At 65.0% G+C, this 25,589-nt stretch carries 20 protein-coding genes; 10 read left to right on the top strand and 10 right to left on the bottom strand.

The window, feature by feature from the left end; all coding sequences use genetic code 11:
* The first annotated feature begins 205 nt into the window (after positions 1–205).
* Both GCT19_RS02690 and GCT19_RS02685 read left to right on the top strand, forming a co-directional pair.
* A complete protein-coding gene (locus GCT19_RS02690) occupies positions 206–1,147 on the top strand; it encodes an NAD(P)-dependent oxidoreductase (RefSeq protein WP_184250859.1) in 942 nt (313 codons plus the stop codon).
* Positions 1,148–1,240: 93 nt separating this feature from the next.
* Positions 1,241–2,833 (top strand): ABC-F family ATPase, encoded by a 1,593-nt coding sequence (locus GCT19_RS02685; RefSeq protein WP_013089656.1) that lies wholly within the window; start codon positions 1,241–1,243, stop codon positions 2,831–2,833.
* Positions 2,834–2,935: 102 nt separating this feature from the next.
* Here the strand turns inward: GCT19_RS02685 and GCT19_RS02680 are convergent, their stop codons facing one another.
* From GCT19_RS02680 to GCT19_RS02670, 3 genes are all read right to left on the bottom strand, one after another.
* Positions 2,936–3,712 (bottom strand): uracil-DNA glycosylase, encoded by a 777-nt coding sequence (locus GCT19_RS02680; protein ID WP_227749163.1) that lies wholly within the window; start codon positions 3,710–3,712, stop codon positions 2,936–2,938.
* A gap of 220 nt (positions 3,713–3,932) precedes the next feature.
* On the bottom strand, positions 3,933–4,136 hold the full coding sequence (locus tag GCT19_RS02675; protein ID WP_013089654.1) for a DUF1289 domain-containing protein: 204 nt from the start codon (positions 4,134–4,136) through the stop codon (positions 3,933–3,935).
* A 120-nt stretch (positions 4,137–4,256) separates the two neighbouring features.
* Positions 4,257–5,558 (bottom strand): Nramp family divalent metal transporter, encoded by a 1,302-nt coding sequence (locus GCT19_RS02670; RefSeq protein ID WP_018435563.1) that lies wholly within the window; start codon positions 5,556–5,558, stop codon positions 4,257–4,259.
* A gap of 535 nt (positions 5,559–6,093) precedes the next feature.
* Here GCT19_RS02670 and GCT19_RS02665 point away from each other — a divergent pair.
* From GCT19_RS02665 to GCT19_RS44320, 5 genes are all read left to right on the top strand, one after another.
* Complete coding sequence (locus GCT19_RS02665; RefSeq protein ID WP_026228708.1) at positions 6,094–7,194, top strand: polyamine ABC transporter substrate-binding protein; 1,101 nt, start codon at positions 6,094–6,096, stop codon at positions 7,192–7,194.
* Between the two features lie 90 nt (positions 7,195–7,284).
* The gene (locus GCT19_RS02660; protein WP_026228709.1) at positions 7,285–8,451 is read left to right on the top strand and encodes an ABC transporter ATP-binding protein; all 1,167 of its coding nucleotides are present in this window, start codon (positions 7,285–7,287) and stop codon (positions 8,449–8,451) included.
* Positions 8,448–9,380 (top strand): ABC transporter permease subunit, encoded by a 933-nt coding sequence (locus GCT19_RS02655; protein ID WP_018435566.1) that lies wholly within the window; start codon positions 8,448–8,450, stop codon positions 9,378–9,380. Before GCT19_RS02660 ends, GCT19_RS02655 begins: the two co-directional genes overlap by 4 nt.
* Complete coding sequence (locus GCT19_RS02650; RefSeq protein ID WP_013089649.1) at positions 9,377–10,195, top strand: ABC transporter permease subunit; 819 nt, start codon at positions 9,377–9,379, stop codon at positions 10,193–10,195. The genes GCT19_RS02655 and GCT19_RS02650 overlap by 4 nt, the downstream gene beginning before the upstream one ends.
* 45 nt (positions 10,196–10,240) lie before the next feature.
* Entirely contained in the window at positions 10,241–10,366 is a 126-nt protein-coding gene (locus tag GCT19_RS44320; protein ID WP_013089648.1) for a hypothetical protein, read from the top strand.
* Positions 10,367–10,393: 27 nt separating this feature from the next.
* On the opposite strand, the gene GCT19_RS02645 is transcribed toward GCT19_RS44320, so the two are convergent.
* Positions 10,394–11,884, bottom strand: coding sequence for a flavin-containing monooxygenase (locus GCT19_RS02645; protein ID WP_152850962.1), 1,491 nt, complete (start codon positions 11,882–11,884; stop codon positions 10,394–10,396).
* 211 nt (positions 11,885–12,095) lie between these two features.
* Between GCT19_RS02645 and GCT19_RS02640 the strand changes: the two genes are divergently transcribed.
* A complete protein-coding gene (locus tag GCT19_RS02640; RefSeq protein ID WP_026228710.1) occupies positions 12,096–12,764 on the top strand; it encodes a TetR family transcriptional regulator in 669 nt (222 codons plus the stop codon).
* 92 nt (positions 12,765–12,856) lie between these two features.
* Here GCT19_RS02640 and GCT19_RS02635 read toward each other — a convergent pair whose 3' ends face one another.
* Both GCT19_RS02635 and GCT19_RS02630 read right to left on the bottom strand, forming a co-directional pair.
* Positions 12,857–14,041, bottom strand: coding sequence for a tetratricopeptide repeat protein (locus tag GCT19_RS02635; protein WP_018435569.1), 1,185 nt, complete (start codon positions 14,039–14,041; stop codon positions 12,857–12,859).
* A gap of 180 nt (positions 14,042–14,221) precedes the next feature.
* Entirely contained in the window at positions 14,222–14,902 is a 681-nt protein-coding gene (locus GCT19_RS02630; RefSeq protein WP_013089644.1) for a PspA/IM30 family protein, read from the bottom strand.
* 188 nt (positions 14,903–15,090) lie between these two features.
* Between GCT19_RS02630 and GCT19_RS42565 the strand changes: the two genes are divergently transcribed.
* Positions 15,091–15,267 (top strand): hypothetical protein, encoded by a 177-nt coding sequence (locus GCT19_RS42565; RefSeq protein ID WP_193727363.1) that lies wholly within the window; start codon positions 15,091–15,093, stop codon positions 15,265–15,267.
* A gap of 95 nt (positions 15,268–15,362) precedes the next feature.
* Here GCT19_RS42565 and GCT19_RS02625 read toward each other — a convergent pair whose 3' ends face one another.
* Entirely contained in the window at positions 15,363–16,034 is a 672-nt protein-coding gene (locus GCT19_RS02625) for a hypothetical protein (protein WP_152850961.1), read from the bottom strand.
* A 557-nt stretch (positions 16,035–16,591) separates the two neighbouring features.
* Between GCT19_RS02625 and GCT19_RS02620 the strand changes: the two genes are divergently transcribed.
* On the top strand, positions 16,592–19,093 hold the full coding sequence (locus GCT19_RS02620) for a penicillin-binding protein 1A (RefSeq protein ID WP_152850960.1): 2,502 nt from the start codon (positions 16,592–16,594) through the stop codon (positions 19,091–19,093).
* Positions 19,094–19,639: 546 nt separating this feature from the next.
* Here the strand turns inward: GCT19_RS02620 and GCT19_RS02615 are convergent.
* From GCT19_RS02615 to GCT19_RS02605, 3 genes are read right to left on the bottom strand one after another with little or no spacing between them, the layout of a single operon-like run.
* Positions 19,640–21,214 carry an efflux transporter outer membrane subunit gene (locus GCT19_RS02615; RefSeq protein WP_152850959.1) on the bottom strand — a complete coding sequence of 525 codons (1,575 nt, stop codon included), beginning with the start codon at positions 21,212–21,214 and terminating at the stop codon, positions 19,640–19,642.
* A 14-nt stretch (positions 21,215–21,228) separates the two neighbouring features.
* Entirely contained in the window at positions 21,229–24,357 is a 3,129-nt protein-coding gene (locus GCT19_RS02610; RefSeq protein WP_018435573.1) for an efflux RND transporter permease subunit, read from the bottom strand.
* Positions 24,354–25,502, bottom strand: coding sequence for an efflux RND transporter periplasmic adaptor subunit (locus GCT19_RS02605; protein WP_152850958.1), 1,149 nt, complete (start codon positions 25,500–25,502; stop codon positions 24,354–24,356). Before GCT19_RS02605 ends, GCT19_RS02610 begins: the two co-directional genes overlap by 4 nt.
* Between the last annotated feature and the right edge of the window lie 87 nt (positions 25,503–25,589).

Here is a 25,589-nt window from a genome sequence, read left to right as displayed (position 1 = left end):
AAGTATAGGCAACGGTTCGCGCAGTCCGTCGGACATATGCGTGGTCGTGAGCGTCACCGTCTGCGCGGCGGATCAAACGTCGCCGCCCGAACCATGGATGCCGCACGTCGCGTGCCCGATAGCGCGTGACTTCGGCGCATCGCATGGTCGTTATCATGTGTACGCAACATAATCCATTCAATCTGATAGCCAACGAGGTTCGAACGTGGAAACTGGTTTTTGCGGCCCCGGTCTGATGGGCGCGCCGATGATCCGGCACCTGCTGCGCGCGGGTCATACCGTGCATGTGTGGAACCGCACGCGAGCGAAGGCCGAGGCGTTGCGGGCCGAGGGCGCGCACGTCGTCGATACGCCGCGTGAGCTGGCCGCGCGCTGCGACGCGGTGCTGCTGTGCGTCGCGGACGCGGCGGCGGTCGAACAGACCGTGTTCGGCGCGGCGGGGCTGCTCGATGGCGATCCTTCGACGCCGCGCCGCGTGCGCTGGATCGTCGATCATTCGAGCATTCCGCCCGCCGCCACGCGCGCGCTGGCGCGACGGGTGGCGGATTTCGCCGGGCAGGGCGGCGCGGCCGGCACGGGAGCTTGTGGGGACGGCGCTTCGATCGGCTGGATCGACGCGCCGGTGTCGGGCGGCGTCGCCGGCGCCACGGCGGGCACGCTCGCGATCATGGCCGGCGGCGCGGCCAGCGATCTCGCCGCGGTGCGCCCCTTGCTCGATGCATATGCCGCCCGCGTCACGCACATGGGCGAAATTGGCGCCGGGCAAACCGCGAAGCTGTGCAATCAGGCGATCGTCACCGCGACCGTCGCCGCGATCGCGGAGGCGGTGAGCCTCGCGCAGCGCAGCGGCATCGACGCCGCGAAGCTGCCCGAGGCGCTCGCCGGCGGCTGGGCCGATTCGGTGCTGCTGCGGACCTTCGTGCCGCGGATGACGCAAAGCGACCTCGCGCCGATCGGCGCGTTGCGCACGTTCCAGAAGGACGTCGATACCGTCGCGGCGACCGCCTACGAGACCGGAACGCCGATGCCGGTCGCATCGACGGTCCAGCAATTGCTGCGACTCGGTGCCGCGATGGGCCTCGCCGACGCGGATTTTTCGGCCTTCATCGACATTCTGCAGACGCCGCGCGACGGCTCGAACGGGTGACGCGCGCCGCGGCGGGCGAACTGTCGGGTTGAAATCTCTAAACCTGCTAAAATATTGGGTTTTTCGCCGATATCACATTCAAAGGGACGCGCCGTGCTGTCTACTGCCAATATCACCATGCAATTCGGGCCGAAGCCCCTCTTCGAGAACATTTCGGTCAAATTCGGGGAAGGGAACCGCTATGGCCTGATCGGTGCGAACGGCTGCGGTAAATCCACCTTCATGAAGATTCTCGGTTCGGATCTGGAGCCGAGCTCGGGCAACGTGATGCTCGAGCCGAACGTGCGTCTGGGCAAGCTGCGCCAGGACCAGTTCGCATACGAAGACGTGCGCGTGCTGGACGTCGTGATGATGGGCCACACCGAAATGTGGGCCGCGATGACCGAGCGCGACGCGATCTACGCGAACCCCGACGCGACCGACGACGACTACATGCACGCGGCCGAACTCGAAGCGAAGTTCGCCGAGTACGACGGCTACACGGCCGAAGCGCGCGCGGGCGAACTGCTGCTCGGTATCGGCATCGCGATCGAAGACCACAACGGCCCGATGAGCAACGTCGCACCGGGCTGGAAGCTGCGCGTGCTGCTCGCGCAGGCGCTGTTCTCGAAGCCGGACGTGCTGCTGCTCGATGAGCCGACCAACAACCTGGACATCAACTCGATCCGTTGGCTGGAAGATATTCTGAACCAGTACAACTCGACGATGATCATCATCTCGCACGACCGGCACTTCCTGAACCAGGTCTGCACGCACATGGCCGACATGGACTACGGCACGCTGAAGGTCTATCCGGGCAACTACGACGACTACATGCTCGCCAGCACCCAGGCGCGCGAGCGTCAGCAGGCTGCCAACGCGAAGGCGAAGGAGCGCGTGGCCGATCTGCAGGACTTCGTGCGCCGCTTCTCGGCGAATAAGTCGAAGGCACGCCAGGCGACCAGCCGTCTGAAGATGATCGACAAGATCAAGATCGAGGAATTCAAGCCGTCGTCGCGGCAGAACCCGTTCATCCGCTTCGAGTTCGAGAAGAAGCTGCACAACATCGCGGTGGTCGCCGACAGCATTTCGAAGAAGTACGAGCGCTCGATCTTCAATAACTTCAGCATCAGCGTGCAGCCGGGCGAGCGTATCGCGATCATCGGGGAGAACGGCGCGGGCAAGACCACGCTGCTGCGCTCGCTGCTCGGCAATCTGCAGCTCGATCACGGCACGGTGAAGTGGGCGGAAAACGCGAACGTCGGCTACATGCCGCAGGACACGTACGAAGAGTTTCCGAACGACGTCACGCTGATGGACTGGATCGACCAGTACCGCAAGGAAGGCGACGACGAGCAGATGGTGCGCGGCACCCTCGGCCGCCTGCTGTTCAATGCGGACGACATCCGCAAGTCGGTCAAGGTGCTGTCGGGCGGCGAGAAGGGCCGCATGATCTGGGGCAAGCTGATGCTCGGCCGCCACAACGTGCTGCTGATGGACGAGCCGACCAACCACATGGACATGGAGTCGATCGAATCGCTGCAGATCGCGCTGGACAAGTTTGAAGGCACGCTGATTTTCGTGTCGCACGACCGTGAATTCGTCAGCGGGTTGGCGAACCGGATCATCGAAGTGCGCACGGACGGCACGCTGAACGACTTCGGCGGCAACTATGAGGACTTCCTGACGAGTCAGGGCGTTCAATAAGCGCCGGGTCGCTGGTTTTCAGCGATCCCCAAAGGCCCATGCCGGCAGTCTGCCGGCGTGGGCCTTTTTGCTTTGGTGGCTACTGGTAGCCCAGGCGCTGGACTAATACCGGCCCAGCGCGAGCCGTCGAATGACTTCATCCAGCTTACCCATGGGGCGATTCTTCGCTCGAAGCGCGCTATTTGCAGGGTTCGCCGCTCTAGCCGTAGGGTGCCTCACGAGTTCGTGCAGAGGACGCATCGGATGACCGAGCAACGCGCTTTCCGCCTCACGCCCAAGCGCAACGAAGCGCACGTTGCGAGGGAACAGGCTGATGAAGTCAGTCAGAATCTCGACTGTCGCGCGTAGCTCTGAATTCGATGGGCGGCGGTTGCTCTCGGTGTCTTCGTCCGCGAACGGATGAAACGGGAACGCATTCCATAGCGCAAACTCGGTTGGACCGAAGCCATTGGAAAGCATCGTCTGCCAGACGACCGAGGCGGTTCTCTCGTAGACACCGTATTCGCGGTCCGTCATCCGAGGCAGCGTATCGCGGCAACTGGTGCGGGTTGCCGAACCCGGCATATAGTCCGGTACCGGGCCGCGGTCCGTTCCCTTGGCGAAGCTGTTGAGCTTCGTATCGTTGCCAAGCAGAATCCGCTCGGAGGTCATCGCGATGCCCGTGAAACGCCCGCCACGGCAGCTCAGCGCCTCCGCAATCAGGATCACCTTGACGCTCGTCTGGCGGGCTTGCAGGTAGGCGGCAAGCTGTTGCTGGCGAATCAGTGGCGCGTTGATGCCGGGCTGATCGCGTTCATCGGTATCGGACCACGGATTGAACACGTGGGCCATTCGGCGCCATTCCGCGAGGCACTGAACGAAGTCCCTGGTGGTGGTCATGGAGCCGAAGTGTTCCGAAGCGTTTTCGGGTCTGGATGCATTCGTATCTGGAGCGATTATGGCTCGCGGGCCGGCTCGCTTTCCAGATGCCGGGCGACAGGGGCGACATGCGCTGCCAACGCGCGTGGAGGAAAACGCAAACCATAAAAAATGCCGGGACATCCCGGCATTTTTTATGGTGGCATGCAACCTCGAACTGCGATGCGTGCAGACAACCGGCTCACACCTTGTCGTTCTGAAACCGCATCGCAGTGCCTTCCCGTTCGATCCGGGTCCAGATCGCGCGCTTTTCCTCGTCGCTGAGGAACACCCAGTTCGACACCTCGGCCGCGGTGCGGCCGCAGCCTTTGCAGACCTCGTCGAAGAGCGTGGAGCAGACGCCGATGCACGGGCTGTCGGGAAGATCGTGGAGATTGGAAGTCATCGGAAACCTTGGGGCGGGGAGGCAAAGTCCCGCTATGTTAACCGATGCGCGGCGCGTGCCTTGCACGCGGCGCTCAGCGCGATGCGAAGTTCACATAACCGCGCGGACGTCCGGCTGTCGTCATGCCCCAGTCGCCAGTTGCCACAACAACGCGCCGTTGAGCGCAATGATGAACCACGCCGACAGCCAAGCCAGCACCAGTGGCACGCCGTGCACGCGCCAGCCGCGCATCAGCGTCGGATCGGACGCACAGCGGATCAGCGGCACGACCGCGAGCGGCAATTGCAGGCTCAGCACGACCTGGCTCGCGACCAGCAGTTGATTCGAGCCGTGCTGGCCGAACATGCCCACCGCGAGCAGGGCCGGCCCGATCGCGAGCGCACGCGTGAGCAGTGCGCGTTTCCAGCGCGGCAAGCGCAGCCGCAGGAAGCCCTCCATCACCGCCTGACCGGCCAGCGTGCCGGTGACGGTTGCGCTGAGTCCGCACGCGAGCAGCGCCGCCGCGAACAGGATGCCGGCCCAGCGGTTGCCGACCAGCGGCGCGATCAGCCGATGCGCATCGGCCAGATCGGTGACGTCGCGATGGCCGCTGGAATAGAACACGGCGGCCGCGACGATCAGCAGCGCCGCGTTGATCACGAACGCGAACGCAAGCGAGCCGAAGGTATCGAGATTGACGACGTGCAGCGCGGCCTTGATCTGCGCGTCGCTGCTGTCGGGCGCGTGATGCTTGACGAGCGCCGAATGCAGATACAGGTTGTGCGGCATGACCGTCGCGCCGACGATACCCGCCGCGAGCCATAGCATGCCCGCGTTTCTGATCAGCTCGATGCTCGGCGCGGTGCCGGCGAGCGCCGCGTGCCAGTCGGGCCGCGCGAGCGCGAGCTGCACGACGAAGCACAGGCCGACGAAGCCGATCAGCGCGGCGATCACCGCCTCCAGCCTGCGGCCGCCCGCCTGCTGGAGTGCCAGCAGCGCGAACGTGCAGACCGCCGACATCAGCACGCCGACCGTCAGCGACACGCCGAGCAGCAGTTGCAGCGCGACCGCGCTGCCGACCACCTCGGCGACATCGCAGGCGATGATCGCGACTTCGCTCGTCAGCCACAGGAACAGCGTCGCGCGCCGGCCATTGCGCTCGCGGCACAGCTGCGCGAGATCGCGCCCGGTCACGACGCCGAGGCGCGACGACAGCCATTGCATCAGCATGCCCATCATGCTCGACAGCAGCACGATGCCGAGCAGGCCGTAGCCGTAGCCCGCGCCGGCGCCGAGCGCGGTCGCCCAGTTGCCGGGGTCGATATAGCCGACCGCGATCAGCGCGCCGGCGCCGAGGAACGAGAACCAGTGCGCCGGACGCGTGGGCTCGCCCGGCAGACGCCGGCGGCGGTTGGGACGCATCGCGAAAGGATTGGTGTTCATCGTGCCAGAGCTTCTGGGAAACGCATGCTGTTGCAAGTCATATGCCCATCGCAGGCGCGCAGCGGCTGGCCGGCCGTCGCGCGACGACGTCGCGCAATCCGCATCAATGGATCATGATAGGAGCATTCGAGCCGTCGTGGCGAAGCCGGTGCGCATGAAAGGTGCGCCGTGGCACCAACGCGGCTCCGCGCCGGCATGCACCGTCCGGCACCCGCGCGGGCGAGCGCGGCGCGCCGCCCAGGTGCGAGCCGGCTCCGACCTGACAACCGGATAACAGCGACGCGACGAAATCCCCGCAACCTGCGCCCAGCGCGGATCAGGCGCGACCGCGGCCCGCGTATTTTTCGGTAGACACGCGCCGATAACCCGTTAAAATTGCGGCCATTTTGCAAGGGTGCGGCCAGAGCCTGTACCGTTTGTGCGACAGCTCCGGGTTTTTTTTGGAGCGGGCAATAATTGGTGGTAGTTTTCGGGGTTTTCAGGGGGCCGTGCGCGCGAGGGCGCGGCTTGAGTGACGACGGGAGCGGAGAACGGGATGAACAAACGGATAGTGGGGCATGTGGCGGCGCTGATCTTGTGCGCGGCGCCGTGGTTGACGGCCGCTGCGAAGGATACGCAGTTGAACGTGTATAACTGGTCCGACTACATCGCGAAGGATACGATCCCGAACTTCACGAAACAGACCGGCGTTCAGGTCAAGTACGACAACTACGACAGCGACGACACGCTGCAGGCGAAGCTGCTCACCGGCAACTCGGGCTACGACATCGTCGTGCCGACCAGCAACTACGCGGGCAAGCAGATCGCCGCGGGCATCTTCGAGCCGCTCGACAAATCGAAGCTGCCGAACCTGAAGTACCTCGACCCGTCGCTGATGGCGCTCGTCGCCGGCGCCGATCCGGGCAACAAGTACGTGGTGCCCTGGGCGTACGGCACGACCGGCCTCGGCTACAACGTGACGAAGGTCCAGCAGATCCTCGGCAAGGACGTGCCGCTCGACAACTGGGACATCCTGTTCAAGCCGGAAAACATCTCGAAGCTGAAGGCCTGCGGCGTATCGGTGCTCGACGCGCCGGACCAGATGTTCGCGGCCGCGCTGCACTACATGGGCAAGGACCCGATGAGCACGAACCCGGCCGACTACCGCGCCGCGCTCGAGATGCTGAAGAAAATCCGTCCGTACATCACGCAGTTCAACTCGTCGGGCTACATCAACGACCTCGTCGGCGGCGACGTGTGCTTCGCGTACGGCTGGTCGGGCGACGTCGTGATCGCCAAGCATCGCGCGCTCGAAGCGAAGAAGCCGTACAAGATCGAGTACTTCGTGCCGAAGGGCGGCGCGCCGGTGTGGTTCGACGTGATGGCGATTCCGAAGGACGCAAAGCACAAGGAAGCCGCGCTCGAGTGGATCAACTACATCGAGACGCCGCAAGTGCACGCCGCGATCACCAACGCCGTGTACTACCCGAGCGTCAATATGGAAGCGCGCAAGTACGTGGACAAGGACGTCGCGAACGATCCGGCCGTGTACCCGTCGCCGGAAACCATCAAGACGCTGTTCCTGTTGAAGCCGCTGCCGCAGGAAATCCAGCGGCTGCAAACGCGACTGTGGACCGAGTTCAAGTCCGGCCGCTAAGCGCGGCAACAAACAGATAAGAAGCCTATGAAGCCCTCGGTGTTCACCGGGGGCTTTGTTCGTCAAACGCCGGAGTGAAGCAGCATTATGATGAGTAGTGACCAGCCGGGCGCGCTGGCCGGGACGGCCGTGCCGTCGACGGGCCCGAGCGCCGTTACGGGAGACGCAGCGGAACAGTTCATCCAGATCGTCGACGTCGTGAAGAAGTTCGGCGAGACCGTCGCGGTCAAAGGGGTCAATCTGACGGTAAGGAAGGGCGAGCTGTTCGCGCTGCTCGGCAGCTCGGGCTGCGGCAAGTCGACCCTGCTGCGCATGATGGCCGGGCTCGAAACCGTGACGTCGGGCAAGATCCTGATCGATGGCGAAGATCTCGCGCACCTGCCGCCGTATCGCCGGCCGGTCAACATGATGTTCCAGTCGTACGCGCTGTTCCCGCACATGACGGTCGAGGCGAACGTCGCGTTCGGTCTGAAGCAGGAGGGCGTGCCGAAGGCCGAGCTGAAAGACCGCGTGCACAACGCGCTCGAACTCGTGCAGATGGGCCGCTTCGCGAAGCGCAAGCCGCATCAGCTGTCGGGCGGGCAGCAGCAGCGCGTCGCGCTCGCGCGCTCGCTCGTCAAGCGGCCGAAGCTGCTGCTGCTCGACGAGCCGATGTCGGCGCTCGACAAGCAGATCCGCCAGCGCACGCAAATCGAGCTCGTCAACATCCTCGATCAGGTCGGCGTGACCTGCATGATGGTCACGCACGATCAGGAAGAAGCGATGACGATGGCCAACCGCCTCGCCGTGATGAGCGAAGGCCAGATCGTGCAGCTCGGCACGCCGCATGAAGTCTACGAATACCCGAACAGCCGTTTCTCGGCGGAATTCATCGGCTCGACCAATCTGTTCGAAGGCCGCACGGTCGAGGACGAACCCGATCACGTGTTCATCGAAACGCCGGATCTGACCTGCCGTTTGCATGTCAATCACGGCATCACCGGTCCGCTCGGCATGCCGGTGACGATCTCGGTGCGGCCCGAACGCATCGCGCTCACGCGCAAGCCGCCCGAGGGCGCCTACAACTGGGGCAAGGGCGTCGTCACGAATATCGCGTACATGGGCGGCTATTCGCTGTATCACGTGAAGCTCGACGGCGGCAAGACCGTGATCGCGAACGTGACGAGCCTCGCGCTCACCGAAATCGATCCGCCGTCCTGGGGCGACGAAGTCTACGTGCGCTGGAGCGCATCGGCCGGCGTGGTGCTGACATCATGAAAGAAGCGCTTGGCTCGTTTTTCACGTGGCCCGTGCGGCGTCTGAAGCTCACGGGACGTAGCGCGGTGGTGGCGGGGCCGTTCATCTGGCTGCTGCTGTTTTTCCTCGTGCCGTTCCTGCTGGTCGTGAAGATCAGCTTCGCCGATTCGCAGCTCGGCATTCCGCCGTACACGCAGCTCGTCACCTTCGCGGAAGGCGCGCTGCACATCACGCTGGATCTGTCGCACTACGCATTTCTGCTGACCGACAGCCTGTACTTCGCGACCTATGTGAATTCAGTCGTCGTCGCGGCGATATCGACCGTGCTGTGTCTGCTGATCGGCTATCCGATGGCGTACTACATCGCGCGCTCCAATGCAGCCACCCGCAATCTGCTGATGATGGCCGTGATGCTGCCGTTCTGGACTTCGTTCCTGATCCGCGTATACGCATGGATCGGCATTCTGAAGAACAACGGGCTGCTGAATAACTTCCTGATGTCGGTCGGCCTGATCCATACGCCGATCGAGCTGTATCACACGAACACGGCGGTCTACATCGGCATGGTCTATTCGTACCTGCCGTTTCTCGTGATGCCGCTTTACGCCCACCTCGTGAAAATGGACCTGACCTTGCTCGAAGCCGCGTACGACCTCGGCGCGAAGCCGTGGAAGGCGTTCTGGCAGATCACGCTGCCGCTGTCGAAGAACGGCATCGTCGCGGGCTGCCTGCTGGTGTTCATTCCGGCGGTCGGCGAGTACGTGATTCCTGAGCTGCTCGGCGGCGCGAACACGCTGATGATCGGCCGCGTGATGTGGAACGAGTTCTTCGACAACGCCGACTGGCCGATGGCGTCCGCAGTCACTTGCGCGATGGTGTTGCTGCTGCTGGTGCCGATGGCGCTGTTCCAGCATGCGCAGGCGAAGGCATTGGAGGAGGGCCGCCAATGAAGCCGAATCGTATGCTGCAGCTGATTGCTCTCGGCATCGGCTTTCTGTTTCTGTATATCCCGATCGTCAGCCTGATCGTGTATTCGTTCAACGAATCGCAACTGGTTACGGTGTGGACACGCTTTTCGATGCGCTGGTACGCGGCGCTGTTGCGGGACGACGAGCTCATCGCATCGGCGTGGCTGTCGCTGCGAATCGGCTTGCTGACGGCGTTCGCGTCGGTGATCATCGGTACGTGGGCCGGCTTCGTGCTCGCGCGGATGGGGCGCTTTCGCGGCTTCACGCTGTACACGGGCATGATCAACGCGCCGCTGGTCATCCCCGAAGTGATTCAGGGCATCTCGCTGCTGCTGCTGTTCATCGAAATGGCGCGTTGGATCGGCTGGCCGGCCGAACGCGGCATCTTCACGATCTGGATCGGTCACGTGATGCTGTGTATTTCGTACGTCGCGATCATCGTGCAGTCGCGCGTGCGGGAGCTGCATCCATCGCTCGAGGAAGCCGCGCTCGACCTCGGCGCGACCCCGTTGCGCGTGTTCTTCTCCGTCACGCTGCCGCTGATTTCGCAAGCGCTGGTGTCCGGCTGGCTGCTGTCGTTCACGCTGTCGATCGACGACCTCGTGCTGTCCGCGTTCCTGTCGGGTCCCGGCTCGACGACCTTGCCGCTCGTCGTGTTCTCGCGCGTGCGTCTAGGCTTGAACCCGGAGATGAATGCGCTCGCGACGCTGTTCATCGCAGTCGTCACGGTCGGCGTCGTCGCGACGAACTTCTTCATGCAGCGCGCGGAGCGAAAGCGGGCGGTGATGGCGGTTTGAGGTTGCGCGACGCATTGGACGCCTTCACTTCTTCTGGCGATAGCGATGATCGAGTCCCTTCTGCGCGTGCTGGACTGGCAGCCGCTTTACCGGTTGTGGGAACTGATCGTGATCATCGTGAAGTTTCTGTGGGAGCTGTTGCGGTTGCTGAGCGGTGGCGGAGGGCAGTGATTGCGCCCGCCGCCGCGCGAGGCCGATTCAACGCGCGAAGCGGTAATCCTGCGGCCGCACGCGCCGCGTCCGCTTGCGAAAGCTGAACGTGAAGCCGGGCCAGATCGCGGTGACTTTGCCGCTCTGGGTCTGATACCAGCTATGGCAGCCGCTCGTCCATACCGCGTGCCGCATCTCCTGCTGCAAACGCGCATTGAAATCGCGCTGCACGTCGGCGCGCAAGGTCATCGTGCGCGCATTGCGTTTGCGCAGCACGCGCAGGCAATCGCCGATATAGCGCAGTTGCGACTCGATCATGTAGATCATCGAGTTATGGCCGAGCCCCGTGTTCGGGCCGACGATCATAAAGAAGTTCGGGAAGTTCGCGATGCTCGTGCCGAGATAGGCCTCCGGGCCATCGCGCAGCCATAGCGTGCTGAGATCGGTGCCGTCGAGGCCGGTCACTTCGAACGGCGCGGGCACGTCGTTGACCTGGAAGCCGGTGCCGCAGATGATTGCGTCCGCGTGGTGGTGCACGCCGTCCTCGGTCACGATGCCATCCGCGACGATCTCGCGAATGCCGCTCGTCACGACATCGACGTTCGGCTGACATATGGCTGGGTAATAGTCGCTCGACAGCAGCACGCGCTTGCAGCCGAGCCGGTAGTTCGGCGTGAGCTTCGCGCGCAGCGCCGGGTCCTTGACGCGTCGCTCCAGATAGCTGAGGCCGAACTTCATCGGCATCTCCATCAGCTTCGGATTGACGACGAACGCGATCCCACGCGATTCGAGCTGCCAATAGATCGCGCTGCGAACGAAGCGCTGCGTGAACGGCAGCGTACGGAACAGCCATTGCGCGCGCGGGCCGATCGGCTTGTCGCGCTTGGGCATCACCCACGGCGCGGTGCGCTGGAACAGGTCCAGATGCGCGACGCGCGGCTGGATTTTCGGCACGAACTGGATCGCGCTCGCGCCGGTGCCGATCACCGCGACGCGTTTGCCGTCGAGCGGATACGCGTGATCCCAGCGCGCCGAATGGAACAGCTTGCCTTCGAAACGTTCTATACCGGCGATGCGCGGCAGCGCCGGACGCGACAGCGGACCGTTCGCGGCGATCAGCACGTCGGCCTCGATAATTTCGCGCGCGCCGTGCGCGTCGAGTTCGACGAGCCAGACCTGTCGCGCTTCGTCGAAGCGCGCGGTGTTCACTTTCGCATTGCAGCGCACATAGCGATCGACGCCGTACTTGCGCGCGCAGTGCTGCAGATACGCGAGAATTTCGGCCTGGCTGCTGAACGAGCGCGACCACGCTGGATTCGCCTCGAACGAAAACGAATAGAGATGCGAGGGCACGTCGCAGGCCGCGCCGGGATAGGTATTGTCGCGCCACGTACCGCCGATGCTGCTCGCGGCTTCGTAGACCGTAAACGATGTGATGCCCATCTGCTGCAGACGGATCGCCATGCCGATGCCGGCAAAGCCACTGCCGACGATCGCAATGCGCGGCGCGGCGGATGAAGCGGAAGGGGCAGGCGTCAAGGCGGTCTCCGGCACGGGGCGAAAGCGGGGGTGAAACGACAGCGGCTACGGCGCGGCGGCCTCGAGCGGCGCGACGGCCGGAGCCGAAATCGCGCGTCTACACCTGTCTATACATGGCTTAACGCGCAGGGTAGACAACCGTACACATCGCGTCAAGATCGTTTAGAGTGCAGCTATTAAACGCGTATTCCGCGCGATGATTGAACGCACGATGAGCACTGTCCCGGAAGCATCGTCCGTCGCCGGACCGGAGTTGCCGCCCGGCAAGCGCAAGCTGATCGAAGCCGCGCTGCGGTTGACCGCCAGCGGCCGCAGTTTCGCGAGCCTCGGCTTGCGCGAGCTCGCGCGCGAGGCGGGGCTCAATCCGAACACGTTCTACCGCCATTTCGGCGCGCTCGACGAGCTCGCGCGCGAAGCGGTCGCCGCCGTGAGCCGTCGGCTTCGGCCGATGCTGCGGCGCGAGCGCTGGCTCGCCGCGCACGACGAGCCGCACAGCGTGCCGCGGCGCGCGTGCGTCGCGTTTTTCACGTTCGCGCTGGCCAATCGCGAAGCGTTCCTGAGCGCGCTGGCCGAATATCACGGCACGTCGCCGGCTTTGCGCGAAGCGGTGCGCGCGAACCTGCACGAGGTGTCGGCGGAAATGGCGGACGACATCGTGCAGCTCGAACTGATGCCGCGACTCGCGCGCGAGACGGTCGACGAAGTCTGCACGCAGATCGTGCTGCAACTGTTTCATCTATCCGCTGAATACATCGACGCGAACGACGCGCGCCGCGACGCATTGATCGATTACGCGGAGCGTTTCATCGTGCGGCTGTTCGCGGGGGCGGACATGCTCGCGCAGCACGAGGGTAGCCAGGCGAAGTCGGCGCGGGCCTGAATTAAACGAAGGCGTTACACAAAGCCGGCGCGCAAAAAACAGGCTCCGCGAAGGAGCCTGTGTTTCATTCGACGCGGATCGATCGGCTTCGATCAGGTATCGGTCCAACCGCCGGAATCGTCGTTGCTGCCCATGTCGATGCCGCCGCCGCTGCCGTCGTCGTTCCAGTCGTTCGACCCTTGACCGAAGTCGAGGCCGCCGCCGTTTGCGCCGTCGTTGCCGCGCCGGCGCAGTTCGTCGGGGTCGACGATCACGTCGCGCTCGATCACGCGGTCACGCCCATGACTGAGCGCCTCGCCAAGCAGCACCCCGGTCAGCAGACCGCCCATGCCGCCGCCCATGCCACCGCCTTGCTGCACGATGACCTGCGGCTGCTGCTGAACCGGGCCCTGTTGCGGATAAGGCGGCTGCGGATTGCCGAAGCGCTCGGCCTCCTGCGCATACGCCGATTGCTGGCCCGTGCCCACCGACGCGGCGGTCGGATCGGGCCGGCCGTCGGCACGCGCGCGCAGGCTCGCGATGCGTTGCTCGAACTCGTCGAGTGCATAAGGGGGCAGCGGATTCTTGCCGTTCGACAGCGTTTCGACGGTACCGCGCAACTGCTCCTCGGTCGCTTCGACGTCTTTCTCGAGCAGCTCGTGACCCGGCGCGGTGGACAGCTTTACGTCGAGCTTGATCGATCGCACGGTGTTCAGCATGTCGGTTGCGCGCTTCAGTTGCGCGCGGCGGTCGTCGTCAGCGCGCGTGTTTTCCTGGCTGCGCGCGCGACGCAAGGTCCAGCGCAGCACGAGCGCGATCGCCACGATCAGAACAACGATACCGATCCACATACCCACCCCCGGACCATGCCGTAATTGCGCTTGCGACATCATCGCCGACTGTTGCTGCACAGCAGGCGCATTCTGCTGCGCGAACGGATTGGCGGCGTGACGGGTGACGTTGTCGCCCGCGCGTTCCGCGTCGCGGCGCACGCGCGCTTCGGTTTGCGCGAAGCGGCTCGGGTCGGTGAAACGGATCTGCGGATCGAGCGTCTTCGCCTGTTGGAGCTGCGCGAGCGCCTCGGCGAAACGGCCTTCGCGGTCGAGCACCTGGGCGTACAGATAGTGCGCATGTGCGTTGTTCGGATGCGCTTGCAAGACTTCGGTGAGGCCGGCGTCGGCCTGCTGCCAGTTGCCCTGCGCCATCGCCGATTCGATTTGCTGAGCGGTCGGCACCGCGAACGCCGCGGCCGACACGAGCAGCAGCGAAGCGAAGGCGGTTGCGAAAAGTTTTTTCATTTGCAGACCGGGCGGAGCGCGCCCGTCTCCATCAGTCGATAGCGGTGGCTGCCTGTGGCGGCCGGTATGCCGGTGCGTTCAGCAGAGAGCCCGCACCGGCATGTACTGCTACTGCCGTTGTCATTGCCGCGTGTACTTGCTGTGCGAACTTGCCGTGAAGCCGGTACACGCATTCAGCATTTACTGCGCCGGCGTATTGAGCTGCTTCTTCAGCGCTTCGAGCCGATCGTCGATGGACGGGCCGCGGTTCAGATCCGCGAGCTTGTCGTCGAGCGCCTTGCCGCTCTTTTCATCGGCGGAGTTCAGGCGTGCGTCGGAACGCGCGTTCGACAGCGCGACTTTATCTTCGAGCTTCTGGAAATCTTCGGACAGGTTCTTGCCGCCGATGCCGCCGAGTGCCGTGGCCGCCGTATCTTTCGCCTGTGCGATCTGCTGCTTGGCTTGCAGGATGTTCGAGCGCGCGTTCAGGTCGTTGCGGCGCGTGCGCATGTCCTCGATCTGGCTCTTCAGTTGCGCGACCGACGGCTCCAGCGAAGTCAGTTCTTTCGTCAGCGCATCACGTTCGGCTTCGGCGGTGGCCTGCGCGCCGAGCGCTTCACGCGCGAGCGCTTCGTCACCGGACTGCAACGCGCGGCGAGCACCGTCTTCGTACTTCTTCGCCTTGTCCGCGGCAACATCGCGCTTGCTTTGCTGGGTGGCGACCTGCGCCTGAATCTCGATCAGCGAGTTCTCGGCCTTGCCGATGCTGTCGTCGAGTTCGCGCACGATCTGGCGCGAGTCACGCGACGGATCCTGCACCGAGTCGGCCGCATCGTTCAGAAGACCTTTGAGCGTGCGCGAAATGCTGTCAAAAAGCGACATGAAAACCTCCAGAGAATGTGAGCGGCGCCGACGATGCGTGCGCGCCTGACTGCTTTGAACTACTGCTACTTTACGCCGCCGCGCGCGATGCTGCGCAACGTTCGGACCGGAGTTCGGGGCACACTTGCCAATTGCAATAGCGCGGTCCGTTTTTGCTGGGGCGCAATTGCGGGCTGAGGATTGACTGGATGATAGAAAGCCGTGATGGGCATGGACTTGACGGCGGATATTACACCATCGGCGGTCTTAAAGATGGCTTGATCGATGGCGCCGTTCGAAGGCTCGAACGATGCTGCAAAAGCCCGCATTTGCGCGTGTCGGCGGGCGTTTTCGAGCAGCGATTCATGCAGGTGTCACCGATGTAACGATATGCAACGGGCAATCGTTGGATACCCCCGCCTGGTCGCTCGAATGCAGTGAAGGCGGCTCGATGCGCGGTAATTTTCCGTCACGCGTTCCGTCACGCGAAGCGGCCGCCTTCGGCGCTCGGGTCGCTGTGCGGTTCCTCGTCGTCGGCGGGCTGGTCGGTGGGGCGGCGCTTCAGTGAGTTGCGCAGACGCGCCGACGTGCCGGACAGCCGTTGCGACGCGGCATGGTCGATTGCGTCCGTCTCGACGTTTTCCGCGTTGTTGGCGGCGCGTGCCGCGGTCAGCCGTGCGACAGCTTCGGCGGTGGCCGCGGCCTGTTCGTCCTGCTCGGCGGCGAGCGCGGCCGCGACACCCGCAGGAAGCAGCGGGGCGGGGGAATCGGCAGCGTCGGTTGCGTCAGCGGGGCGACCGGCTCGCGGCATTGCGGACGGGGCCGCGGCATCGGCCGCGCCGGCCGCCGCGCTTGCGGTACCTGCAGCATCTTTGTCGGGTGCTTGCAGCGACACGGGCAGCGCGGCCCGCGCATAGCGCGTACCGCGCGCGACGCGTTGCAGCGCCGCGTTCAGCGCATCGGGCGCGCGCGGCGCGCGGAGCCGGTCGACGATGCTCGCGGCCTTGACCTGCTCGCTGGTCGCGCCGAAGCTCAGCACCGCGCGCCGCATCAGTTCACTTACGCTGATGCCCAGTTCCTCCGCGGTCGCGGTAATCGCACGTTTCTGCGCGGTCGTGACGAATACGACGATGCGCTCGCTGGGCTTGGACATGATCGACTCGCAGTCTTGTTGGCATGGGCGGGTCGGCGCGTGCCTCCGGATATGGTGTCGGAACCGTCATCGGAGCTGCCGTTGGAACCCGCCGCTGGGGTCCCCGTCGCGCGCATCGAAAGACGCGCGCGGGGTTCATCATATGACGAGTTGCGTCGCCACGGAACAAGCGCGATGCGAAAATCCCATGACATCAAAGAGTTGTAGTGTTTGCGGCCGGTTTGTCCACAGCCCTTTCAACAGAAAATGTTGATAACCCCGCATAACCCGGGCTTCGCATCCGCGCTGCAATCCGCGCTGCGCGAAATTACAGAGCCTTACCAGGAAAAGGCGGCCGGCGAAGGGAATTTTTACAAAAAAACTGCGTTGGACCACTGCCGATTTCTTTAAAATGCGCTGTTACGTTGCGCCGGACATGGTCCGAGGCGTGCCGTGCGGCCGGCCGGGGGCAAGGTCCGCAGGGCGGCGTACGTCCCGGCCAGGATGTCGATCACGACCCATGCGCGCGCCGTGTGCGCGTGCAGACAGGCGCGCAGTTGCGGGCCATTACTCCAGTCATGCCAATCATCAAACGACCGCATTCCTCGAACTCTCCGGCCGGTGAAAACCGGGACTCCCATCAACGCACACCTGGACGCAACGCCGCTTCGCGCGACGCCGAGTACGGCCGTCGTTCGATCGGGGCGTCGCTCGTGCTGTGGTTTATCGGCCTGATCGCGACCGTCGCCGTGATCGGCGCGCTGATCGTCGGCTATGCGCTCGTCGTGATGGGGCCGCAGTTGCCGTCGCTCGACGCGCTGACCGACTATCGCCCGAAAGTGCCGCTGCGCGTCTACACCGCAGATCACGTGCTGATCGGCGAGTTCGGCGAGGAGCGCCGCAGCCTCGTGCGCTTCCAGGACATCCCCGATCAGATGAAAAAAGCGGTGCTCGCGATCGAGGACTACCGCTTCTACGAACACGGCGGCGTCGACTTCCTCGGCATTCTGCGCGCCGGTTTCGCCGACCTTGCGCATGGCGGCGCGTCGCAGGGTGCGAGCACGATCACGATGCAGGTCGCGCGCAACTTCTTCCTCTCCAGCGAGAAGACCTATACCCGCAAGATCTACGAAATGCTGCTCGCGTACAAGATCGAGCGCGCGCTGACGAAAGACCAGATCCTCGAGCTGTACATGAACCAGATCTATCTGGGCGAGCGCGCGTACGGCTTCGCCGCGGCCGCGCGCGTGTACTTCGGCAAGGACCTGAAGGACATCTCGCTGGCCCAGGCCGCGATGCTCGCGGGCCTGCCGAAGGCGCCGTCCGCGTATAACCCGGTCGTCAATCCGAAGCGCGCGAAGATCCGTCAGGAGTACATCCTGCGACGCATGCTCGAGCTGCGCTACATCACGCAGCAGCAGTACGACCAGGCCGTGAAGGAAGAGATTCACACGAAGAATCCGGGCAACGAGTACAGCGTGCATGCCGAGTACGTCGCCGAAATGGTGCGGCAGATGATGTACGCGCAGTACAAGGACGAAACCTACACGCGCGGCCTGAACGTCACGACGACGATCGATTCCTCCGATCAGGACGCCGCGTATCGCGCGGTGCGCAAGGGCGTGATGGACTACGAGCGGCGCCACGGCTATCGCGGACCGGAAGGCTTCGTGCAGTTGCCGGAGGCCGGCGACGACCGCGACCAGACGATCGACGACGCGCTGACCGATCACCCGGACAACGGCGAGATCATCGCCGGCGTGGTGACGGCCGCGAACGCGAAACAGGTGGTCGCGCAACTGGTCGACGGTACGCAGGTGACGGTGTCGGGCGACGGCCTGCGCTTCGTTGCCGCCGCGCTAAGCCCGCGCGCGAACCAGACGCTGCATATCAGGCCGGGTTCGATCGTGCGCCTCATCGCCGACGACAAGGGCAACTGGCAGATCACGCAGCTGCCGCAGGTCGAGGGCGCGCTGGTGTCGCTGACGCCGCAGGACGGTGCGATCCGCGCGCTGATCGGCGGTTTCGACTTCAACAAGAACAAGTTCAACCATGTGACGCAAGCGTGGCGCCAGCCGGGTTCGAGCTTCAAGCCGTTCATCTATTCGGCCGCGCTCGACAAGGGTCTCGCCCCGGCGACGATCATCAACGACGCGCCGCTGTACTTCCCGCCGACCACGCCGGGCGGCGACGCGTGGGAGCCGAAGGACGACGACCAGCCCGATGGTCCGATGTCGATGCGCCTTGCGCTGCAGAAGTCGAAGAACCTCGTGTCGATCCGCATCCTGTCGTTCATCGGCACCAGGTATGCGCAGGACTTCGTCACGCAGCGCTTCGGCTTCGACGCCGACAAAACCCCGCCGTATCTGCCGATGGCGCTCGGCGCGGGCCTCGTCACGCCGCTGCAGTCGGCGGGCGCGTACTCGGTGTTCGCGAACGGCGGCTACCGGATCAATCCGTATCTGATCAACGAGGTGACCGACGCGCGTGGTGTGGCGATCTCGCGCGCGCAGCCGCTCGTCGCTGGGCACGACGCGCCGCGCACGCTCGAGCCGCGTAACGCATACATCATGAACAGCCTGTTGCACTCGGTCGCGACCGCGGGTACGGGGGCGGGCACCAACGTGCTGAAGCGCTCGGACCTGCAGGGCAAAACCGGTACGACCAACGACGCGAAGGACGGCTGGTTCGCCGGCTATCAGCAGTCGCTGGTGGCGGTCGCGTGGATGGGCTACGACCAGCCGAAGAGTCTCGGCAGTCGCGAATTCGGCGCGCAGCTCGCACTGCCGATCTGGGTCGAGTACATGCAGCGCGCGCTGCGCGGTGTGCCGCAGGCCGAGCCGCCGCAACCCGACGGCGTGACGGTGATGGACGGCGAGCTGTTCTTCAGCGACAAGTTGCCGGGGCAGGGCTTCGTCGCGAGCATCGGTCTCGATTCGGGCAATCCGATGGCCGGCGCAACCGATGCGGTGGGCGGTGTCGGGCCGGCGGGCATGACGCCGCCGGTGGTGCCGCCGCCGAGCGTGTCGACGACCGAGAAGAAGCAGATCATGGATCTGTTCGAGTCGAACAAGCCTTGATGTTTTTGATTGCGCGTGCGTGGTCGGCTTTGGCGGACCGCGCACGCGTTCATCCCTTCGGGTCGGAATCCTGACCTATCGTTCCGTCTTTGCTCGATGCGTGCGTGAATGCATCGGCGCCCGAATCCATCGCGCGCTCAAGCACTTGGGCGCGATCTCCAGGCCTTATCAACAGGTCTTTCAACACATTCTGTGGATAACGGCGCTGGCCGTTAATTTCCCATCGTGATTGCGCTTGGCCGCGTCGATGCTTCGAAATTGCCGCGCCCGATAACGCGCGGGACAAAGCGATTCGCCTCAAGCACTTAGACGCTTCGCCCCAGGCTTATCAACAAGTCTGTCAACACAAACTGGGGATAACGTTGAGGGCTCCCAGGCGCTAGCGCGGCGACACACTCCATCGCGCGGCACATGCTGTGCGATTTCGCGCCTCATCGACAAATCCCAGTGCGCTCAATGCGTTGGCCCGTTTTTCAGATAGTTTTCAACAGGCTCATCAACACGAACTGGGGATAAGTGCGCGCTGTTCCGTAGGGAATCCCTGGTTTAGTCGGATGCGGTCGTGTTCGTTGTACCGACGGACGCCGACGCGGAAGCAGCAGTAGAAGCAGCGGCCGCCGGCGCGGACGACGTCCGGCCCTGATCGAGCGGCGGATTGCCCATCGCCTGAAACAGCGCAGCCGTGTCAGTCAGCCGCGCACTCGTATAGCGGATCTCGTCGAGCTGTGCGTTGCGCCATTGCTGTTCGCTCGAACGCGTCGCCGCGACGGGCAGCGCGCCAAGCCGGTAGCGCGCTGACGTCTCGTTGAACACGCCCTGTGCCGAACGCGCGGCGATGTTCGCGGCATCGAGCGACTGCGCGTCGTGCTCGAGCGAGGCGAGCGTATCGGCGACGTTCTGGAACGCGGCAAGCACGGTCTGTTTGTACTGCGACACGCTCGCTTCGTACGTGTGCTGCGCCGCGCGGCGCTGCGCGAGCAGCGCGCCGCCATGAAACAGCGGTTGCGACAGCGACGCGCCGATGCTCCAGATCGCCCCCGCACCGGACATCGCGACCGGCCAGCTAAACCCGCCTTGTCCCATCGATGCCGACAGCGACAGACTCGGGAACATTTGCGCGGTCGCCACGCCGACATCGGTCGCGGCGGCCTTCAGCGCGGCGTCGGCGGCCTCGATGTCGGGCCGCGTGCGCAGCAGCTCCGACGGCACCACGACCGGCACCTGCTCCGGCACATGCAATTGCGCGAGATCGATGTCGTTCGGCGCGGCATCGGGCGTGCGGCCGAGCAGCACCGCGAGCGCGTGACGCGTAGTGAGCCACTGTTGCTTCAGCGCCGGCAGACTCGCCGACACGCTCGCCGCGCTCTGCTGCGCATTCAGCAGATCGGCATGCGAGACCGCACCGAGCGCGAAGCGCCGTTCGGTATCGCGCGCCTGATCGTTGGCGAGGACCACGAGCCGCTCGGTCGTATCGATCTGCGCGTGCAGCGCGGCGCTCGTGATCGTCGCGGTCACGATGTTCGCCGCGAGCGCGCGCCGCGCCGCCTCGAGCTGATAGACCTGCACGTTCACGCGCGCGGCGAGCGCCGCGTTCGCCAGGCGCGCGGAGCCGAACAGATCGAACGTATAGTGCGCCTGCAACTGGCCGACGAACACGTTGTACAGAAATGTGTTCGGTCCGATCTCGGGGATCGCGAGCGCGCGATTGCGGGTGGCCTGGCCGCCGGCGTCGATGGTCGGCAGCAGCGAACTGCCGACCTGCGCGCGCAACTGCTCGCGCGCGGCGGCGAGACTGCGGTCGGTCGCGTCGAGTGTCGGACTGTTGTGCAAGCCTTCGTCGACGAGTGCGTTCAGCGCCTCCGAGCGATACAGCTTCCACCACTCGGGCACCGGCTGCGCCCCGGTCACGAACTGTTGCGTGATGCCCTGCGCGGGCACGGTTTGCGTCGGCAGCGGCTCGGCACCGTAGTGCGCGGGCTGCGGCATCGCGGGCGCGTCGCCGTTCGGGCCGAACGAACAGGCGCCGAGCATGCAGGTGATGCTCGCGATGCTGGCTGCAAGCGTGGTGCGGGCCAGCGCGTCGAAGCGCGCGCGGCGGCGGGACAGGGCGGGAATAGTCATGCTCGTGCTCATGCTCAGTTACCCGTGTGCGTGGCGCCGGAACCGGACGGCGTCTGCGGCTCGCGCTCGTCGGCACGCACGCGGAACGACGCGGCGTACAACGCGGGCAGATAGAACAGCGTGAGGATCGTCGCGCTCGTGATGCCGCCCATCAGCGCGGTCGCCATCGGCCCGAAGAAGTTCGAGCGCAGCAGCGGGATCAGCGCGAGCACGGCGGCCGCGGCGGTCAGCGTGATCGGCCGGAATCGCCGCACGGTCGCGCCGACGATCGCATCGAAACGCTTGTGCCCCGACGCGATGTCCTGCTCGATCTGATCGACGAGAATCACCGAGTTGCGCATGATGATGCCGAACATCGCGATCACGCCGAGCATCGCGACGAAGCCGAACGGCTGGCCGAACAGCAGCAACGTCAGCACGACGCCGATCAGGCCGAGCGGCGCGGTCAGCACGACCATCAGCACGCGCGCGAAGCTTTGCAGCTGGATCATCAACAGCGTGAGCACCGCGATCACCATGATCGGAATCTGCGCGTTGATCGAGGTTTGACCCTTGGCGCTTTCCTCGACGGAGCCGCCGATCTCGATCCGGTAGCCGACCGGCAGCGTCGCGCGGATCGGCGCGAGCGCGCGGTCCACCGCGTGCGTGACGTCGATGCCTTGTGCGCCGGCCGACACGTCGGACTGCACGGTGATGGTCGGCTGACGGTCGCGTTCCCAGATCACGCCGTATTCGAGGTCATTGCGCAGATGTCCGAGGGTGCCGAGCGGCACCGGGCCGTTCGGCGTCGGCATCGCGAGCGCGGTCAGCTGCGACGGGTCGACGCGTTCGGCGCGCGGCGCGCGCAGATCGACGCTGATCAGCTTGTCGCGCTCGCGATACTGCGTGACCGTGTAGCCGGACATCGTCAACGCGAGGAAGCTGGAGATGTCTTCGGAGCTCACGCCGAGCTCGCGCGCGCGCTTCTGGTCGATCTCGAAGCGCACCGAGCGCTCGGCGGGTTCGTCCCAGTCGAACTGCACGTTGCGCGTGCCGCGATTGGCGCGCATCGTCGCGGCGACGCGTTCGGCGATCGAGCGCACGGTCGCGATGTCGTCGCCGCTCACACGGAATTGCACCGGATAGCCGACCGGCGGCCCGTTCTCGAGGCGCGACAGGCGCGTGCGGATCGCCGGGAAGTTGTTGCGCAACTCCGGTTCGAGCCACTGCGCGAGCTTCTCGCGATCCTTGACCGACTTCGCGGTGATCACGAACTGCGCGAAGTTCGGCTGCTGCAATTGCTGATCGAGTGGCAGATAGAAGCGCGGTGCGCCGGTGCCGACGAAGCTGACGGAGTGATCGATTTCCGGCCGCCCTTTGAGCACCTGTTCGAGGCGCTGAGCCTGGCGCAGCGTTGCATCGAACGACGCGCCTTCGGGCAGCCGCACGTCGACCAGCAACTCAGGCCGGTCTGAGCTCGGAAAGAACTGCTGCGGCACCAGCGAGAAGCCGGCCATCGCGAGCACGAACAGCAGCACGGTGATCGCGAGCACGACGAAGCGCCGCTCGATGCACCAGCCGACCCAGCCGCGCAAACGCGTGTAGAAGCGCGTGTCGTAGATGTCGTGTTCGTGATCGTCGGGCTCGTGCGCGTGGCGCTTGCGCTCGGGCAGCATGTGATAGCCGAGCAGCGGAATCAGCACGACCGCCGCGAGCCACGACGCGATCAGCGCGATCGCCGACACCTCGAAGATCGAGCGCGTGTACTCGCCGGTGCTCGACTTCGCGAGCGCGATCGGCAGGAAGCCGGACACGGTCACGAGCGTGCCGGTCAACATCGGAAATGCGGTGCTGGTGTACGCGAAGGCCGCGGCGCGCGTGCGGTTCCAGCCTTGCTCGAGCTTCACCGACATCATTTCGACCGCGATGATCGCATCGTCGACGAGCAGGCCGAGCGCGAGCACGAGTGTGCCGAGCGATACCTTGTGCAGGCCGATATCGAACAGGTACATGCACAGCGCGGTGACCGCGAGCACCACCGGAATCGAGATCACGACGACCATGCCGGTGCGCACGCCGAGCGATACGAGACTCACGATCAGCACGATCGCGACCGCTTCGGCGACCGCTTCGAGGAAGTCGTTCACAGAGCGCGCGACCGCGTGCGGCATGCTCGATACTTCGACCAGAGTCAATCCGACGGGCAGCGCGGCGCGCAGTTGGGTCATCTGCTGATCGAGCGCGCGGCCGAGGCGGATCACGTCGCCACCCGGCTGCATCGTCACGCCGATGCCCAGCACGGGTTTGCCGCCGAAGCGCATCTGCGTGACGATCGGGTCGTCGTAGCCGCGCCTGATCGTCGCGATGTCGCCGAGACGGAACGTGCGGTTGTTGATGCGGATCAGCGTGTCGGCGAGCGCGTTGACGTCGTTGAACTGGCCGCTCGGGCGCACGAACACGCGGTCGTCGGTGGTGGTCAGCGTGCCCGCGGGCGCGATCGCGTTCTGCGCATTGATCGCCTGGCCAAGCTGTTGTGGCGAGATGCCTAGACGCGTCAACTGCGTGTTCGCGATCTCGATGAAGATGTGCTGATCGGGGTCGCCGAAATAGTCGACCTTGCCGACGCCCGGCACGCGCAGCAGCACCGTGCGGAGCTGGTCCGCGTAATCGTGCAGTTGCGCGGCGGAAAAGCCGTCGCCTTCCAGCGTGTAGATGTTGGTGTAGACGTCGCCGAATTCATCGTTGAAGAACGGGCCCTGGATGCCGGGCGGCAAGGTCGCCGAGATGTCGCCGACTTTCTTGCGCACCTGGTACCACGTCTCCGGCACCTGGCTCACCGGCGCCGAGTCCTTCATCGTGAAGAAGATCAGCGACTCGCCGGGACGCGAGTAGCTGCGCACGAAATCGATGTGCGGCGTTTCCTGCAGCTTGCGGCCGATGCGATCGGTCAACTGCTCCTGCACCTGACGCGCGGTGGCGCCGGGCCAGAACGTGCGGATCACCATCACGCGGAACGTGAAGGGCGGGTCTTCCGACTGCGCGAGCCGCGTGTAGGCGAGGATTCCGAACGCGGTGGCAAGCGCGATCAGGAACACGACCAGCGCCTGATGACGCAGCGCCCACGCAGATAGATTGAAGCGTCCTTCTTCGTGCGCCGTGCTCATGAAGCGAAGTCCTCGGGATGCAGCGGCGCGATCGCGCGGACTTTCTCGCCGGCGCTCACGGTGTGCACCCCTTGCAGCACGACGCTTTCGCCATCTTTCAGGCCCTCGCTGACGACGAACGTGCGCTCGTAGTAGCGCGTGACGGTCACGCGACGCAGCTCGAGCGTGTTGTCCGCGGCGCGCACGACCCACACGGCCGGTTCGCGCCCCTCGTGGAACAGCGCGGTGACGGGCAGCGTGAACACGCCGTGCTGCGCGGCCGCCACGGCGAGCGGCACGGCCGGCGTGACGTCGGCGGTCATGCCGAGGCGCACGTCGGCGCCGGCATCGAGCAGCGTCAGACGCGCACGCCACGTGCGGCTTTGCGGATCGGCGGCCGGCGACAGCTCGCGCACGCGCGCGCTGAGCTTGCGGCCCGGCAGCGCGGCGAGCATGACGCTCGCGTTCTGGCCGACCGCGAATGCGGCGAGTGCGCTCTCGGGCACGTCGCACAGCACGTCGACGTCGCCGCTCCACGCGAGGTTGTAGACGGCTTGACCCGCCGACACGTTTTGCCCGGTATCCGCCTGTTCAGCCGTGATGACGCCCGCATGACCGGCGGTGAGCGTCGTGTACTGCAGCTGGTTCTTCGCGAGCGCCGCCTGCTGCTGCGCCTGATCGCGCTGTGCGAGCGCGGACGCGTAGGCGTTGGTGGTCTGTTCCAGCTGCGCAGGCGCGATCAGGTTTTCTTTGGCCTGCGCCTTGTCGCGTTCGAGCTGTTGCTGCGCATAGGCGAGGTTGTGCTGCGCCGCGTCGAGCTGCGCCTGCGTGCTGGCGGCGTTTTTCTGCGCATCTGCCGGGTCGAGCAGGGCGACGACTTCGCCGCTCTTCACCGTGTCGCCGAGCCGCACCCGCCGCTCGATGATCTTGCCGGCGACGCGAAACGACAGCGGCGTCGAATAGCGCGCCTGCACTTCGCCCGGCAGCGACGCCGCTTGCAGCGCGTGACCGTCCGCATGCACGGCGAGCGCGACCACCGGGCGCGGCACGGGTGCCGCGGCTTCCTTTTTCGAGCAGGCCGCGAGCGCGAGCACGCCTGCCAGCGCCAGCGCGCAGGTCCGGCTGGACAAACCGAGCTGAAGGGATGGGGGAGACTGCTGGCGCATCGCTGACGATGCGGGAGAACCGGGACGCTTCACAATTACCCCAACTGGAGACAGCGAACGAACACGGCAAGCCGCGCGGCCCGCCAG

Origin of the sequence: Paraburkholderia atlantica, from assembly GCF_009362785.1 — a bacterium.
Taxonomy (GTDB): domain Bacteria; phylum Pseudomonadota; class Gammaproteobacteria; order Burkholderiales; family Burkholderiaceae; genus Paraburkholderia; species Paraburkholderia atlantica.
This window is presented reverse-complemented; position numbering and strand designations above follow the sequence as displayed.